Annotated in this window: 13 protein-coding genes; 3 read left to right on the top strand and 10 right to left on the bottom strand. The window is 60.4% G+C overall.

The features are described from left to right. Positions 1–19: 19 nt before the first annotated feature. Positions 20–1,115, bottom strand: a protein-coding gene (prfB, locus tag AC07T0_RS00540) for a peptide chain release factor 2 (protein ID WP_248794669.1) whose coding sequence is annotated in 2 segments (ribosomal slippage) — positions 20–1,042 and positions 1,044–1,115 — 1,095 coding nt in all. Because the reading frame shifts where the segments join, the coding sequence is not laid out codon by codon here. Positions 1,116–1,203: 88 nt separating this feature from the next. Beyond that, complete coding sequence (locus AC07T0_RS00535) at positions 1,204–1,641, bottom strand: type II toxin-antitoxin system YafO family toxin (protein ID WP_494999367.1); 438 nt, start codon at positions 1,639–1,641, stop codon at positions 1,204–1,206. 291 nt (positions 1,642–1,932) lie between these two features. On the opposite strand from AC07T0_RS00535, the gene AC07T0_RS00530 reads away from it, so the two are divergent. The 3 genes from AC07T0_RS00530 to AC07T0_RS00520 are packed head-to-tail and all read left to right on the top strand — an operon-like array spanning position 1,933 to position 6,025. Next, complete coding sequence (locus tag AC07T0_RS00530; protein ID WP_494999366.1) at positions 1,933–4,140, top strand: type VI secretion system Vgr family protein; 2,208 nt, start codon at positions 1,933–1,935, stop codon at positions 4,138–4,140. Then, positions 4,137–5,138 carry a DUF2515 family protein gene (locus tag AC07T0_RS00525; RefSeq protein ID WP_494999365.1) on the top strand — a complete coding sequence of 334 codons (1,002 nt, stop codon included), beginning with the start codon at positions 4,137–4,139 and terminating at the stop codon, positions 5,136–5,138. Before AC07T0_RS00530 ends, AC07T0_RS00525 begins: the two co-directional genes overlap by 4 nt. Beyond that, positions 5,135–6,025: a hypothetical protein gene (locus AC07T0_RS00520; protein ID WP_494999364.1), complete on the top strand. Its 891-nt coding sequence runs from the start codon at positions 5,135–5,137 to the stop codon at positions 6,023–6,025. Before AC07T0_RS00525 ends, AC07T0_RS00520 begins: the two co-directional genes overlap by 4 nt. A gap of 367 nt (positions 6,026–6,392) precedes the next feature. Here AC07T0_RS00520 and AC07T0_RS00515 read toward each other — a convergent pair whose 3' ends face one another. The 8 genes from AC07T0_RS00515 to AC07T0_RS00480 all read right to left on the bottom strand — a co-directional run bounded on the left by AC07T0_RS00515 (position 6,393) and on the right by AC07T0_RS00480 (position 15,470). Beyond that, entirely contained in the window at positions 6,393–6,677 is a 285-nt protein-coding gene (locus AC07T0_RS00515) for a hypothetical protein (protein ID WP_494999363.1), read from the bottom strand. Positions 6,678–7,012: 335 nt separating this feature from the next. Further along, on the bottom strand, positions 7,013–8,017 hold the full coding sequence (locus AC07T0_RS00510) for a diguanylate cyclase domain-containing protein (RefSeq protein WP_494999362.1): 1,005 nt from the start codon (positions 8,015–8,017) through the stop codon (positions 7,013–7,015). A 51-nt stretch (positions 8,018–8,068) separates the two neighbouring features. Next, the gene (locus tag AC07T0_RS00505; RefSeq protein ID WP_494999361.1) at positions 8,069–9,079 is read right to left on the bottom strand and encodes a chemotaxis response regulator protein-glutamate methylesterase; all 1,011 of its coding nucleotides are present in this window, start codon (positions 9,077–9,079) and stop codon (positions 8,069–8,071) included. Continuing rightward, positions 9,076–11,370 (bottom strand): hybrid sensor histidine kinase/response regulator, encoded by a 2,295-nt coding sequence (locus AC07T0_RS00500; protein WP_494999360.1) that lies wholly within the window; start codon positions 11,368–11,370, stop codon positions 9,076–9,078. The genes AC07T0_RS00505 and AC07T0_RS00500 overlap by 4 nt, the downstream gene beginning before the upstream one ends. Then, complete coding sequence (locus tag AC07T0_RS00495; protein ID WP_494999359.1) at positions 11,367–12,053, bottom strand: chemotaxis protein CheW; 687 nt, start codon at positions 12,051–12,053, stop codon at positions 11,367–11,369. The genes AC07T0_RS00500 and AC07T0_RS00495 overlap by 4 nt, the downstream gene beginning before the upstream one ends. Continuing rightward, the gene (locus AC07T0_RS00490; RefSeq protein WP_494999358.1) at positions 12,050–13,333 is read right to left on the bottom strand and encodes a CheR family methyltransferase; all 1,284 of its coding nucleotides are present in this window, start codon (positions 13,331–13,333) and stop codon (positions 12,050–12,052) included. The genes AC07T0_RS00495 and AC07T0_RS00490 overlap by 4 nt, the downstream gene beginning before the upstream one ends. After that, positions 13,330–13,848 carry a chemotaxis protein CheW gene (locus AC07T0_RS00485; protein ID WP_494999357.1) on the bottom strand — a complete coding sequence of 173 codons (519 nt, stop codon included), beginning with the start codon at positions 13,846–13,848 and terminating at the stop codon, positions 13,330–13,332. Before AC07T0_RS00485 ends, AC07T0_RS00490 begins: the two co-directional genes overlap by 4 nt. Beyond that, positions 13,848–15,470: a methyl-accepting chemotaxis protein gene (locus AC07T0_RS00480; protein WP_494999356.1), complete on the bottom strand. Its 1,623-nt coding sequence runs from the start codon at positions 15,468–15,470 to the stop codon at positions 13,848–13,850. Before AC07T0_RS00480 ends, AC07T0_RS00485 begins: the two co-directional genes overlap by 1 nt. Positions 15,471–15,525: the final 55 nt, after the last annotated feature.

The raw sequence follows: 15,525 nt of genomic DNA, 5'->3' as shown, positions 1-15,525 counted from the left end.
CGGCTCCCACAGTAGTGTCTTACAGCCCTTGCTTGAGGCTGGCTTCCAGGTATTCGTCGATATCGCCGTCCAGCACCTTGTCGCAGTCGCTGCGTTCGATGTTGGTGCGCAGATCCTTGATCCGCGAGGCGTCGAGTACGTAGGAGCGGATCTGGTGACCCCAGCCGATATCCGACTTGGTGTCTTCCAGGGCCTGGGAAGCGGCGTTGCGCTTCTGCACTTCCTGTTCGTACAAGCGCGCCCGCAACATTTTCATCGCGGTGTCTTTGTTCGCGTGCTGGGAACGTTCGTTCTGGCAGCTGACCACGGTGTTGGTCGGTACGTGGGTGATCCGTACGGCCGAGTCGGTGGTGTTAACGTGCTGGCCACCGGCACCGGAGGAGCGATAGGTATCGATCCGCAGGTCGGCCGGGTTGATTTCGATTTCGATGTTGTCGTCGATTTCCGGCGAGACGAAAACCGCCGAGAACGAGGTGTGACGACGGTTGCCGGAGTCGAACGGGCTCTTGCGCACCAGGCGGTGCACGCCGATCTCGGTGCGCAGCCAACCGAAGGCGTACTCGCCCTTGATATGCACGGTGGCGCCCTTGATCCCGGCGACTTCACCGGCGGACAGTTCCATGATGGTGGCGTCGAAACCGCGTTTGTCGGCCCAGCGCAAATACATGCGCAGCAGGATATTGGCCCAGTCCTGAGCTTCGGTGCCGCCGGAACCGGCCTGGATATCCAGGTAGGCGTTGTTCGCGTCCATTTCGCCGCTGAACATCCGCCGGAATTCGAGTTTCTCGAGGGCGGCGCGCAAGCGTTCGACTTCAGCGGCGACGTCGTCGACGGCACCCTGGTCTTCTTCGGCGGCGGCCATTTCCAGCAGGTCGCGGGCGTCGCTCAGGCCACTGGACATGTCATCCAGGGTCTCAACGATCAGCGCCAGCGCGGAGCGCTCGCGGCCGAGGTTCTGCGCGTATTCGGGGTTGTTCCAGACAGCCGGATCTTCAAGCTCGCGATTGACTTCGGTCAGACGCTCATGCTTTTGATCGTAGTCAAAGATACCCCCGAATGGTTTCGGAGCGCTCGGACAGGTCCTTGATACTGTTAAGGATCGGGTTGATTTCCATGGCGGGCAGCACTCGTCGGTGAACTTTTGAAAGCCGGCGAGTATAACCGAATTGCGCGCGTCCCGGCAGCCCGCTTGGCGGGGTGATTTCAGTTTTCGCCGCGAAACTTCTGCGCCAATCTGGCCAGGTATCGCATTAGCTTCTCTTCACGTGCCCTTGCATGCCCATCGGGATACAGGACCGCGAGGAGACAGTAACGATGCTCCTCCAACTCCCCGCGCACATAAACTAGAGCGGCGTCCTTTTCCGGAGCGCCTCTACGACATACTCGATCAATCTGCGGAAGGTGCCTGGGGAATTTTTCCGGCGGAAGCTTTAAGTGGATATGCATGAGGTTTGCATTAAACGCTGCCGCCGGCCAGACGTAGGGAGCGTCACACCCAAACCGATCTGAAGGGATACCTGTCTGCTTATAGAGGGCGAAATCATTCAGTAGAGCGGCGTCCAACCCAGGATAATCCTTCAGGACATCCAGAAAAAACTCGCGGTAGGATTCCGGATGAAAGTTGGCTGACGCCCTGGACATCAGGCGTTAGCCAACTCAATCAGCCTCTGGGTGGAATGAGCGGTCTGCTCAAAAGTATTTTGGTGTGCAATTATTGTACAGCCGCACACCGTATCGTGATATTTCAGCAACCCTCCACCTGCTTAAGCCCCCCAGCAGTGGCACTTTCACCTCTTTTGGCAAAACATTCCGCTATTGCGTCAGCCCTTTTAACCTTAAAATGTAAGGCATTTCTGTTTTTTAACAGACCTATTCAACACACCGCCGAGGACAAGCAGACTCCCCCCTTACCGCTTGAGTAAGGGACTACGAATGTTCATTTCAGCGCCGTTAAACCGCTTTACCCTGACCCTCCCGGGCCTTGCCCCTGAACTCCAGGTGCTGGCCTTCAAAGGCAGTGAAGCCATCAGCCAGCCCTATCGTTTCGAGCTGGAACTGGTCAGCCGCCGCCCGGACCTGAACCTCGACGCGCTGCTGCACCAGCAGGGCTTTCTCGCCTTCAACGATGGTGGCGCGGGTATTCACGGCCAGGTCTACAGCATCGGCCAAAGCGATACCGGTCAGCGCTGGAGCCACTATCACCTCACCCTTGTGCCGCAACTGACTTACCTGGGCCATCGCTTCAACCAGCGCATTTTCCAGAACCAGACCGTACCGCAGATCATCGCCCGAGTGCTCAAGGACCACGGCATCCTCGGCAACGCCTTCAGTTTCAACCTCGCCACCCCCCTGCCCGCCCGCGAGTACTGCGTGCAGTACAACGAATCCGATCTGGATTTCATCCAGCGGCTGTGTGAGGAAGACGGCCTGCACTACCACTTCCAGCACAACCCGACCGACCATCACCTGGCCTTCGGCGATGACCAGACCTTCTTTCGCCGGCTGTCCAATGCCGTGCCCTATGTGCCGGACAGCGGCACCGTGGCTACGACCGCGAGCATCAAGTCCTTTGACCTGCGCCTGGAGACCCGCAGCAGTCATGCGGCCTTGCGTGATTACGACTTCGAGACGCCGCATACCTTGCTGGAGCGGACGACCCACTGCTCGGATTCACTACCGAAACCCGTATTGGAGAACTATCGCTATCCCGGCCGTTTCAAGCATGACGACGCCGGCAAACAGCTCAATCGCCGCCAACTGGAACGCCATCGCGCCGACTATCGACAGGCCTCGGGCAAAAGCAACGCGCCACAACTGGTCAGCGGTCACCTCCTGACCCTGAGCGACCATCCACAGCCGGACTGGAATGATCTCTGGCTGCTGACCCACCTGACCCACGAAGGCAAACAGCCGCAGGTGCTGGAGGAGTCGGCACCTGGCCCGAACAGTGCCAACGACGGTTTCCGTCAGGGCTACCGCAACAGCTTTCTCGCCACGCCGTGGGATGTGTTCTTTCGGCCGCCGCTACAGGTGCGCGAATCCCGTCGTCTGAATGCCCAGACCGCTATCGTCACCGGCCCGCCCGGCGAAGAAATCCACTGCGACGAATATGGCCGGGTGAAGGTGAAGTTTCACTGGGACCGTTCCGACGAAACCGGCACCCACAGCAGTTGCTGGTTGCGGGTGGCGTCCGGCTGGGCCGGGCCGAGTCATGGCGCCGTCACCCTGCCCCGTGTCGGCATGGAAGTGCTGGTGACCTTTCTGGAAGGCGACCCGGACCAGCCACTGATCGTCGGTTGCCTGAACAACGCGGTGCAGCAAGCGCCCTACCCTCTGCCAGCGCACAAGACCCGCAGCGTGTTCAAAAGCCAGAGCAGCCCGGGGGGTGGCGGCAGTAATGAAATCCGTATCGAAGACCTCAAGGGCCAGGAACAGATCTATGTGCATGCCCAACGGGATTTCGAGCAGCACATCGAACATGACCAGCACGTACAGGTCGGCCATGAACGGCATGAAAGGGTCGACGCCAACAGCTATGCCGAGTTCAGGGCCGAAGAGCATCACACGGTTCATCAGGATCGGCGTTGCGAGGTGAAGGGGGATGATCATCTGACGGTGGGTCGAAGCCAGCAGGTGAAAGCAGGAGTGGGTTACCTCGTCGAAGCGGGCCAGGAAATTCATTTCTATGCAGGCAAAAAAATCGTTATCGAGGCCGGTGCTGAATTGACGATCAAGGTGGGTGGTCACTTCATCAAGCTCGACGGCAACGGCATCAGTCGTGTAGGCCCCGATACCGATGGAATCGCAGGTACAGGAGCAGGTATTGCCGTGTTGACGGCTCTCAAACCAGCCGCCGTAGGACAGGCCGGAACCACACATCGTATACCCGGCAGTTCACCCCAAGAAGCCCACGACGAGCAGATGCAACTGCTCAGCCGCTCCGGCACGCCGCTGAAAGGGATCAAGGTCACCGTTGCAGTGCCTGGAGAAAGCGCCCCTCTGGTTGTCACCAGCGACGTCGACGGACTTCTCCCCCGTATCAAGACCCAAACCGCCCAGGACCTCAAGGCATTTCTGAACTGGGACAAATTCCATGTCCCGGAAGGCGCTGATAGTTACGAAAGGAGTCGCAAGCAATGAGCGCAGATCCGATCCTCACATGCACCACCAATACTCGACCCGGCTCGGTCTCTCAGCAGACTTTTGACTGCGCAATACTCTGGGCCTGGGGTCAGCAGGAAGCGATACGTCGGCTGACAGTAGAGAGGCGCGATCCCTATTCGCAACACGTACGCAGCGAATTGGTCGCCAGTTTCAGTGCCCGTGCCGCGCGTATCGCGGCGACCTATGCGCGGTTCTATCTGGAGTTGGAAGACGGTGGAAAGCCCGAACTGAAGGGACGTTTCTACTGGATGGGTCTGGCGGCCTTTGCCAGTAAACAAGTCAAGTGCGGATTGGACTTCATACCGGACGCTCTGGCTGTCTCAGTAGGGGATTATCTGCCCAATCCAATGGCTATCGGCAAGGACGGGCTGGGTAAGGGTAACTTTTGGTTGTTCCAAGACATTTTTGTCTGGCACTGGTTTTACAGCCAATTTCCCGAACAATTCGAAGAATGTGCGTTGGAGCGTAATGCGCTGAACTGCCCTGAGTTGGCACTGGCGGGACTAAAGAATTTGCCATGGGCGGAGGAGGCGTTGGCGACTTTGAATAACTTCAGGGTAAATTCTTATATTCTTGAAGCTTTTGAAACCATCAAGAAGTGCGAGCAGGCCACCACGGAAAACAAGCCAGACCTGCAGCTCGACTCCCTTTTAGCCATAGCCAACCATGAACAGCTAGAAATCCTGCAGCCACTTATCTACGAGAATCAAATCTTCCAAAAAGTGTTGGACCTCCAAGCATTGACAGAAGGGTTTCCCGGTTTCCCCTTAAGGGTTGCAGCTTTCAGTACGACATGTGATGTAGAAGAAGAAAATCTTCGAGAGCACATGACGGAAGGGGATCTGTACAACGAAACGCACAGAATGAATTTCATTACAAAAATTGCAAACACATACCATTTACTCATGCAATACAATACCGAATACATGGAGGAGTGCATTACCTCTATATCCAACTGGTCTGATGCCGCATGAAAAAAATCCTGGTGGCGACACTAATACTTGGACTCACTGCTTGCGACACCTCGAGTAATCCAGAGAAGCAAAAAATGAAAGACAGTCCCCCTATCATCAAAATCAACCTTCACGAAGATATCAATGATGTCATCGCGCGCAGCCCAATACCATTCAAACCTGACTGCTTAGCGGCAGCGGGTGTATGCTGGCATGAAATATCTCGTTCGCCCAATAGCAAAGAGTTCCCTATCGCCAGTATAAAGACGGGGGCTCACACACTACTATTAAAGAATGCATCAAGAATAAGCACTGCCATCTTTGACAGATTCGGCAGCCAAATCGAAAACATAGAAATCGTTTTGAGAGGCCTTCCCGACAACAGCCTACACACGGACCATCAAAATTCCATATACCACCTAATCGACGGTATCCAACGTGCTGGTTGGACTCACTACTACCGTAGGAGCGACCCTAGAGTTTCGGGCAAAGAGATGGACAAAATTGACACACCGCGGGAAGTACTTGGAAAATTCACATCCAGCCATCCTTGGCTAGACCCAAACTATAGAGTCGACATAGATCGCTGGCTTAAAGTAGGTTCATTTTATAATTGGTTTTTTTACAACAACGGCTCATATCTGCACCTTAGAGCGTGGCGTCGACTTTCAAAAAAATACCCTAACGAAAGAGGAACCTATCTAATAAGCCTGGAGTTCTCGACAGAGGCGGAATTTTGGCGAACTCCCTTCCAAGGCAAAGACAAGCTTCGTTGGAAAGAGCTACTACCAGACGTGCTAGCGACCGCTAAAAAACAACGCGAAGATCAGGAAACCAAAGCCCGAGCAGCCGGCATAGAAATTGATGAATCGTATCAAGACCCGCTAATTAAGGCGCTTAGCTTATAGCCATTCCCCGCTGGAGAACCTTCGCCCTCTTCCGGTTGAAACCGAGGAATTGGCATGAATTTAAAAACCCTCATTGAGCGGGCTGAACATTTAATTCACGCAACCTTTCAGGCCAATGCCGGCTCGTGTCGGAACCGGCTTTACGGGTGATAAAACCCTAAAATTTTGCATCGCCAGAACTGACGCCTTCGCGGGCAAGCTCCGCTCCCACAGGTTTTGAGTCGACCCCGGATATTGTGTACGACACAAAACCTGTGGGAGCGGAGCTTGTCGGGACGCCGCACCGCCGCGAAGAGGCCCTTGAGCCATGTGCCGATCTTGCGGACGTCATCGCCGGCAAGCCGGCTCCCACACAGGGAGTGTTCGATCAGGAAACCGGGGCGCTGCGGGCTCGGTCGGTGAAGCGGCCCTGCATCGCATCCAGCGCATCACAACCATCCTGCAACAGCAGGTACGTGGCGCCCGCGCAGTGCTGAAGATCACGGTCGCAGGTGTTGCCGATGCTCATGCAGGTCAGGCTGTGACTCAGGTCGCGGGCGGCCTTGATGCGCTGGATCGCGCACTCATACAGGTCACGTACCGGAGCATCGAGATTGAGGTAGAGAACGGGGACTTCGGTGAGGTTGCTTTGTAGCGGGCGATATTGAGTCATTGCTAAAGCTCCATTAGGAGCCACCACCTTTTGCGGCTAAGCAAAACTAGGGTGGCAGCTGTACGCGGGTTAGCCGACCGGGTCCTATGGAGCTACACCCGGCACACCCGAAGGTGTCCCGCGCACAACCGCCATAACGCAAACGTCAGGCAGTAGGAAGCGCCAGCATTGTAATGGCGGCGCTCAAGCTCCGTTAGGAATTTCGACCGGCTAAGATCGATCACCGACACATCGGCGACGACCGAACTATAGTCCAGCCAGTCACCCAATAGTCGCCGCTTTTACACCTTGAAATACGAGCCACTGCGGATGCCAGTAATGGCGATTTATCCGCCTCAACCAATCCCCACCTGATTACGCCCACTGTTCTTCGCCAAATACAGCCCCTTGTCCGCCGCCGAAATCAGCTCGCGGCAGTTGCTGCCCTGCTGCGGGATCACGGTGGACAAGCCGATGCTGATGGTCAGCACCGAACCCTCGCTCGGCGTATTGTGCGGAATCTTCAACCCCGCCACGGTCTGCCGTAGTTTTTCCGCCACCAGCCGCGCGCCCCCCTGCGAGGTGTTCGGCAGGACCAACGCAAACTCCTCACCGCCATAACGCGCCGGCAAGTCCGAAGGCCGGTTGCCGGCCTCGCGGATCGTCTCCGCCACCTTGCGCAGGGCTTCATCACCCTCCAGATGACCAAAGCTGTCATTGAAGGCTTTGAAATAGTCAACGTCGATCATCAACAGCGACATCTGCATCTGCTCGCGCTGCGCCCGTCGCCACTCCAGCTCCAGGTACTCGTCGAAGTGCCGACGGTTGGACAAGCCGGTCAGGCCATCGGAGTTCATCAGGCGCTGCAACACCAGGTTGGTGTCGAGCAATTGCTGCTGGCTGACCCGCAATGCCCGATACGCCGCGTCACGCTGCAACAAGGTCATGTAGGACCGCGAGTGATAGCGAATCCGCGCCACCAACTCGATGTTGTCCGGCAACTTGACCAGGTAATCATTGGCCCCGGCGGCAAACGCCGCGCTCTTGATCAGCGGTTCTTCCTTGGTCGAGAGCACGATGATCGGAATGTCCTTGGTCGCCGGGTGATTACGGTACTCGCGCACCAGGCTCAGACCATCGAGCCCGGGCATCACCAGGTCCTGCAGGATCACCGTCGGCTTGATGCGAATCGCCTGGGCAATCGCCTGGTGCGGATCGGCACAAAAGTGAAAATCGATATTGGCCTCAGTGGCCAGCCCGCGCCGAACCGCCTCGCCGATCATGGCCTGATCATCGACCAGCAACACCATCGCGGCATTTTCGTCGGAGGTCTTGAAATCATACAGCTGTAATTCATTCATACGCGGTCACCTGAAGTACTGCTTTCAAACCAGGATTGCTGACTATAGAACTCATGTCGGAAATATCTCCAGCAAACGTGGTGCGATCTTGTTCAGTGGGCGAATTTCAACGGCGGCATCGATAGCCGCCGCCGCCTTGGGCATGCCGTACACGGCGCTGCTCTGTTGGTCCTGGGCGATGGTCAGGTAGCCGCGCTCGCGCATCAGCTTCAACCCGTGGGCACCGTCGCGCCCCATGCCCGTCAACAACACGCCCACCGCATCGCTATTCCAGTAACTGGCGACACTCTCGAAAAACACATCGATGGAGGGCCGGTAGATTTCGTTCACGGGCTCGGCGGTGTAGGCCAAGGTCCCGTTTTTCAACAAGCGGATGTGGTGGTTCGTCCCGGCCAGCAACACGGTACCGCGCTGCGGCGCCTCGCCATCGCGGGCCAGGCGCACCGGCAAACCACAGGCGCTGCCCAACCACTCGGCCATGCCGGCGGCAAACACCTGGTCGACATGCTGGACCAGGACAATGGCGGCGGGGAAATTGGCAGGCAAACCTTTCAGCAAGGTTTCCAGGGCCGCCGGCCCCCCGGCCGAAGAGCCAATGACCACCAGTTTCTGCCGTGGACTGTGGTCCCGGGCCGGCGCGGTCACGCTGCACACCCGGCTGCCGCGCTGGCCGATCAGCCAGCCGATATTGAGGATCTTGCGCAACAACGGCGCCGCGGCTTCCTTCGGATTGCCGGCGCCGATGGCCGGGGTGTCGACCACGTCCAGGGCTCCGTGGCCCATGGCTTCGAAAACCCGGTGCACATTCTGCTGCCGGTCAACGGTGACGATCACAATGGCACACGGCGACTCGGCCATGATCCGCCGGGTAGCTTCGACGCCATCCATCACCGGCATGATCAGGTCCATCAGGATCAAGTCCGGGGTGTCCTCGGCGCATTGTTTCACCGCTTCGGCACCGTTGCCCGCGACCCAGATCACTTCGTGCGCCGGCTCCAACGCCAGGGCACGGCGCAACGCTTCTACCGCCATGGGCATATCGTTGACGATAGCAATCCTCATCCCTGAGCGCCCCCAATCAGTTCCACCACCGCGTCGAGCAGGGCGTCGTCATGAAAACTGGCCTTGGCCAGATAATAGTCGGCCCCGGCGTCCAACCCACGGCGACGATCTTCTTCACGGTCCTTGTAGGACACCACCATGACCGGCAGCGACTGCAAGCGTGTGTCTTTACGCAAGAGGGTGACCAATTCAATCCCGTCCATTCGTGGCATGTCGATATCGGTGATCAACAGGTCAAAGTCTTCGCCGCGCAGGGCGTTCCAGCCGTCCATGCCATCCACCGCGACCGCCACCTCGTAACCCCGGTTGAGCAGCAGTTTGCGTTGCAGTTCGCGCACGGTCAGGGAGTCGTCGACCACCAGCACGCGCTTGCGCACAGCCTCGCTGACCTGGCGCTTGCGCCGGTCGATACGTTCCAGGCGACCGGTATTGAGCAGTTTTTCCACCGACCGCAGCATGTCCTCGACGTCGACGATCAACACCGCCGAACCGTCGTCGAGCAAGGCCCCGGCGGAAATATCCTGGACCTTGCCCAGCCGTGGGTCCAGCGGCAATACCACCAGGGTGCGCTCGCCGATAAACCGTTCCACCTCAACCCCGTAGACCGCCTCGCGCTCGCGGATCACCACGACCTTGAGGCTACCATCCTGGTGTCCGCTGGCCGGACGCTGCAGCAACTGGCTGGCCGCCACCAGCCCGACATGCCGACCTTCATGCCAGAAGTGCTGACGCCCCTCGAGCTGAACGATGTCCTCGGGGGCCAGATCACACATACGCTCGATATGGGCCAGAGGAAAGGCATAGGCCTCGCCGCCAACTTCCACCACCAGGCTGCGCACCACCGACAAGGTCAGCGGCACTTCGAGGTGGAAGCGGCTGCCCTGCCCCGCTGCCTGCTCCAGCACCACCGCGCCGTGCAACTGGCGGACCATATGCTGCACCGCATCAAGACCGACCCCGCGCCCGGAGACTTCGGTGACTGTGTCCCGCAGGCTGAAACCCGGCAGGAAGAGAAAGCTCAGCAGTTCCTCTTCGCTCAGTTGCGCGGCGGTTTCGGCCGGTGACAACTGGCGCTCGATAATGTTGCGCCGAACCCGTTCCAGGTCGACGCCAGTGCCGTCGTCGCTCAATTGCAACACCAACAGCCCGGCCTGGTGCGAGGCGCGCAGGCGAATCAGGCCTTCCGCGGGTTTACCGGCCAGTACCCGCAGCTCCGGGCTCTCGATGCCATGGTCGACCGCATTGCGCAGCAGGTGGGTCAGCGGCGCTTCGAGCTTTTCCAGCACGTCGCGGTCGACCTGGGTTTTCTCCCCTTCGATTTCCAGACGAACCTGCTTACCCAGGCTACGGCCCAGGTCGCGAACCATTCGCACCTGACCATTGAGGACATCGGCAAAGGGTCGCATGCGACAGGCCAGGGCCGTGTCATAGAGCACCTGGGCACGCTGGCTGGCCTGCCAACCGAACTCGTCCAGCTCCAGCGTTTGCGCCGCCAGCATCTGCTGGGACTCGGCCAACAGGCGCCGGGCATCGACCAGGGCCTCCTCGGCCTCAAGGCTCAGGCCGATGTTTTTCAATTGCTCGCTAAGCTGGTCCAGGGCGCGCAGGCCTTTGTTCTGTATCCGCCGCGCCCGCTGCATGCTCGCCAGGTAAGGTTTGATACGCTGGGTTTCCACCAGGGACTTGCTCGACAGATCGAGCAAGCTGTTCAAGCGTTCAGCGGTGACCCGCAACACCCGTTCGCCACCTTCGGCGACCCGGCGGCCGGGGCTCGTCGGTTCAGGTGAGGCCGTTTCAACAAGCACGCTTTCAACGTCAAGGGACGCGGCTGGCGGCACGAATTCAGGTTCCGGCAACACGGCCACACCCGCCCGCTCAGGCACCGTCCGGGCAACGGCGGCTGCAGGATCGAGCAACGCCTGCAACCGCAGGACATAGGCCTCGATCTCCACCGGTCCGACATTGGCGCTCGGCGTGGCGATGCGCATCAACAGGTCGGTGCCGTGCAGCAAGGCGTCGATATGTTCCGCTTGCAGGTATAAGCGACCTTCCTGGGCGCTGACCAGGCAATCCTCCATCACATGGGCCACGCTGACCCCGGCATCGACGCCGACGATCCGCGCCGCGCCCTTGAGCGAATGGGCGGCGCGCATGCAGGCTTCGAGCTGGTCGGCCTGGGTCGGGTTGCGCTCCAGGGCCAACAAGCCGGCGCTGAGCACCTGAGTCTGGGCCTCGGCCTCCAGACTGAACAGTTCCAGCAGCGACGAGTCGCGCATTTGATCAGGGGTCATGTGAGGCTCCGGGTCACGGCCAACAACAATTGCTCTTCATCCAGCCAACGCAGACTGCGCCCCTTGAACGGCAATACGCCACGGGTGAACCGCGCACTGGCCTGGGGGCCCGCGGCGCTGGCGTTGTCGAGCAGACGCTGGTCGATGGCATGGATACCGTCCACCTCGTCCACCGGCAGCACCACCGGACCGCCCTGGGCACTGACGATCAGCATGCGCGGCATGACCCGCCCGGTCGGTGCGACCGTGAGCGAGGCATCCAGCCCCAACAACTCCACCAACGACAGACAAGCCACCAGCGCCCCGCGCACATTGGCCACACCGAGCAAGGCCCGCGAGCGCTGGTGCGGCAGGGAATGAATCGGTCGCAACGGCGCGACTTCCACCAGGCAACGGGTGACCAGGCCCAGCCATTCCTCGCCGAGCCGGAACATCAGCAGCGAACGGGTGATGACATCGCTGTCGACCGCCACTGTCGCGGCCTGCTCGGGACGCTCCTGTTGCAACGAGTAACGGTCCAGCAGGCGCGTGGCGGCGGCGGAGTACACCGCGCAGTTGCGGCAGTGGATATGCTCGCCCAGCAGCGGGCAGGACTTGTCGCCGTGGATACCGATGCGGTTCCAGCAATCGTCGATTTTCTCGGCGTCGTGGTGGGTCAGGTTCAAGGCTGTCAAACCGCTCATCGTTTACGCTCACTGTCAGCGGTGCGCTCGCTACGGGCGGCGCGTTCCTGCAATCGTCGGGCGCCTGCCACGTCGCCCTGGGAGGCCAGCAAGGCCGCCAGGTGGACAAGAGCCTCGGGATGCTGCGGTTCCAGGTATAAAGCCTTGCGATAAAAACCCTGGGCCTCCAGCGCACTGCCGGCCACGTCGCTCAGCAGGCCCAGCCAGTAGAACACCTGGGCCAACGGCGGGTGTTGACGCAGATAGGTTTCGCAGGCCTGGCGGGCTTGAGCGCCCTTGCCTTCGTTGGCCAGGGTGGCGATCCGCGCCAGCAAGCCAGCCGCGTCGTCCGACGTCTTGGCCGTCACCACCGGCGCTGGCACCGGCGGCGCGAAAGCCGCGCCGCTGCTGAACGGTCGACGCGGCGGCACCGGCGCGCTGACCGGCTGCAACACCCGCACCGGCAAGGATGGCGGTACGAGCACTGGTAAGGGTTCGAGCTCGGCTTGCGTCTGGCGGCGGAAGGCAAAGGACTGCGCCGCGCCAATGGAGCGCATGCCCATCCGCCCCAGCAGGTTGCCCTCGGCCGGGCCAATAAACAGTACCCCGTCGACATGGGTGAGGCGCTTGAGGATGTCGAAGACCTGGCGTTGCGTCGCCAGGTCGAAATAGATCAGCAGGTTGCGGCAGAACACGAAGTCATAGACCTCGCCGACCCGCAACTCGGGATCGAGCAGGTTGCCGCTCTGCAAACGCACCTGTTCGCGAACCCGCTCGCTGAGCCGGTAAGCGTCCGCCACCTGCGTGAAATGCCGCTCGCGAAACTCGAGGCCCTGGCCACGAAAGGAGTTCTTGCCGTACACCGCGCACTTGGCCCGCTCCAGCGACAGCGGGCTGACGTCGATGCCGTCGACCTTGAACTGGTGCGGCGCCAAGCCCGTATCGAGCAAGGCCATGGCGATCGAATAGGGCTCTTCGCCGGTGGAACAGGGCAGGCTGAGGATCTTCAGGGTGCGCAGGCCCTTGAGCTGCGCCAACCGCTCAGTGGCGAGGCGCGTCAGGGTGGAAAAGGATTCCGGGTAGCGGAAGAACCAGGTTTCCGGAACGATCACCGCCTCGATCAACGCTTGCTGTTCGTCGTCGCTGGTCTGCAAGCGGGTCCAGTAGTGATCCGCCGAGGGCATCTGCAACTGCATGCAGCGTTGCCGCACGGCACGCTCGATAATCGCCGGGCCGACCGAGGCCACGTCGAGGCCGATGCGCTGCTTGAGAAAGTCGAAAAACCGCTGGTCGTCACTCATGCAGGCCCCTCATCCGCAGCCGGAAACAGCAGCGCGCGCACCTCGGCGCTGAGCAGGTCGTTGACCCGGATACGTTGCAGCAGGCCCTGGGCATCTTCACGCACCGGTCCCAGGTAGGGCGCCGCGCGGTTGTCCAGGCCATAGGGCTGGAAGTCCGCCGGGTTGCAGCGCAGGGTATCGGTGGCCTGTTCGAGAATCAGCCCGAGCAAGCGCCCGGGCACCTCGCCGGCGGGACGATAATGTACCAACACCAGCCGCGTGCTGGTGCGCGCCGCCGCTGGCTCACCGAAGGTCATGGCGCTGACGTCGATCACCGGCACCATCGTCCCCCGATGAGCCAACACCCCCGCCACCCAGGCGGGTGCCTGGGCAATCGGCTTGAGTTGCAGGCACGGCAGTACCTCGGCCACCTCGACGGCCTCCAGGGCATAACGTTCACCCTGGATCCGAAAGACCAGGAACAGGCTGTTCCTGGGCTGCGCGCTGGCGACGCGTTTAGCCACCCACTCGCTCATCAGACTTTGAAACGCGAGACGCCGCTGCGCAGGCCCACCGCGACCTGGCTCAGCTCGTCGATGGCGAAACTGGCCTGGCGCAGGGACTCGACGGTCTGGCTGCTCGCGTCGCCCAGTTGCACCAGGGCGTGGTTGATCTGTTCAGCCCCGGTGGCCTGGGCCTGCATGCCTTCGTTGACCATCAGCACCCGTGGGGCCAGGGCCTGGACCTGATGGATGATCTGCGACAGCTGCTCACCGACCTGCTGCACTTCGGACATGCCGCGGCGCACTTCCTCGGAGAACTTGTCCATGCCCATGACCCCGGCGGACACCGCCGACTGGATCTCACGCACCATCTGCTCGATGTCGTAGGTGGCGACGGCGGTCTGATCCGCCAGGCGCCGCACTTCGGTGGCGACCACGGCAAAACCGCGACCGTACTCGCCGGCCTTTTCCGCTTCGATGGCGGCATTGAGGGACAACAGGTTGGTCTGGTCGGCGACCTTGACGATGGTCACCACCACCTGGTTGATATTGCCGGCCTTCTCGTTGAGGATCGCCAGTTTGGAGTTGACCAGGTCGGCGGCGCCCATCACCGAATGCATGGTTTCTTCCATGCGGGCCAGCCCTTGCTGGCCGGAGCCGGCCAGCACCGAGGCCTGGTCGGCGGCGGTGGACACCTCGGTCATGGTTCGCACCAGGTCCCGCGAGGTGGCGGCGATTTCCCGCGAGGTCGCGCCGATCTCGGTGGTGGTCGCGGCGGTTTCGGTGGCCGTGGCCTGCTGCTGCTTGGAGGTCGCGGCGATTTCCGTGACCGAGGTGGTGACCTGTACCGAGGAGCGCTGGGCCTGGGAGACCAGGGCCGTCAACTCGGTCATCATGTCGTTGAAGCCGGTTTCCACCGCGCCGAACTCGTCCTTGCGCTCCAGGTTCAGGCGGCTGCTCAAGTCACCGGTGCGCATGATTTCGAGTATGTCGACAATCCGCTGCATCGGCGCCATGATCGCCCGCATCAGCAGCAGGCCGCAGAGGCCGGCGGCGACCACCGCGATCAGCAACGAAATCCCCATGCTGATTTTCGCCGCGGATACCGCCGCGGAAATCGAGTTGGTGTCCTGGTCGGCCGCCCCCTTGTTCTCGTTGATGATCGCGTTGAGGTGCTGGCGACCGGCGACCCAGGCGGGCGCCAGTTGCTCGTTGAACAGACGGACGGCCTGGTCGTTCTGTTTGTGCTGATAGAGATCCAGCACGTTGACCAGCAGCTTGTTGTAGGCCTCGTGATCCCGCTTGAAAAGATCGAAGGCGGCCGCGTCCTCGGGCCTGAAGACCGTTGTCTGGTAATTGCTTATCTGCTCCGCCAGAAGGTTTTCGAACGCCTTGAACTGCGCCTGGTCGGCGGCACTGATAGCGCCGTCCGCGTTGAACCCCAGCAATTGTTGGGTCAGCACGTAACTGTCGACCCAGGCGCCGCGGATCATGGTGCTGTAGTAAACCCCGGGAAGGGTGTCGGTGCGCACACTCTCCTCGCTGGACTCGATCGACAGCAGTCGGGAATACGAAGCGACGACCATCAGCAACATGATCGCGATGATGACGGCAAAGCTTGCCAGTATTCGTTGGCGCAACGTCCAGTTCTTCACTCGCAGTCCTCTAGAGCCGTTCAAATGAAGGGCAGTATAGCCGAGCGTGTGTCAT

It is taken from the genome of Pseudomonas sp. GW821-FHT04D07 (assembly GCF_059420225.1).
Note: the sequence above shows the minus strand (reverse complement) of the source record. Positions and strands in the feature narration are given on the sequence as shown.

What these genes read in the sequence shown, in the direction of transcription:
- AC07T0_RS00485 (WP_494999357.1), bottom strand. Translation starts at nt 13,848, where the DNA reads ATGAGCGAGTGGGTGGCTAAACGCGTCGCCAGCGCGCAGCCCAGGAAC.
- AC07T0_RS00505 (WP_494999361.1), bottom strand. Translation starts at nt 9,079, where the DNA reads ATGAGGATTGCTATCGTCAACGATATGCCCATGGCGGTAGAAGCGTTG.
- AC07T0_RS00535 (WP_494999367.1), bottom strand. Translation starts at nt 1,641, where the DNA reads ATGTCCAGGGCGTCAGCCAACTTTCATCCGGAATCCTACCGCGAGTTT.
- AC07T0_RS00500 (WP_494999360.1), bottom strand. Translation starts at nt 11,370, where the DNA reads ATGACCCCTGATCAAATGCGCGACTCGTCGCTGCTGGAACTGTTCAGT.
- AC07T0_RS00515 (WP_494999363.1), bottom strand. Translation starts at nt 6,677, where the DNA reads ATGACTCAATATCGCCCGCTACAAAGCAACCTCACCGAAGTCCCCGTT.
- AC07T0_RS00490 (WP_494999358.1), bottom strand. Translation starts at nt 13,333, where the DNA reads ATGAGTGACGACCAGCGGTTTTTCGACTTTCTCAAGCAGCGCATCGGC.
- AC07T0_RS00495 (WP_494999359.1), bottom strand. Translation starts at nt 12,053, where the DNA reads ATGAGCGGTTTGACAGCCTTGAACCTGACCCACCACGACGCCGAGAAA.
- AC07T0_RS00525 (WP_494999365.1), top strand. Translation starts at nt 4,137, where the DNA reads ATGAGCGCAGATCCGATCCTCACATGCACCACCAATACTCGACCCGGC.
- AC07T0_RS00520 (WP_494999364.1), top strand. Translation starts at nt 5,135, where the DNA reads ATGAAAAAAATCCTGGTGGCGACACTAATACTTGGACTCACTGCTTGC.
- AC07T0_RS00530 (WP_494999366.1), top strand. Translation starts at nt 1,933, where the DNA reads ATGTTCATTTCAGCGCCGTTAAACCGCTTTACCCTGACCCTCCCGGGC.
- AC07T0_RS00510 (WP_494999362.1), bottom strand. Translation starts at nt 8,017, where the DNA reads ATGAATGAATTACAGCTGTATGATTTCAAGACCTCCGACGAAAATGCC.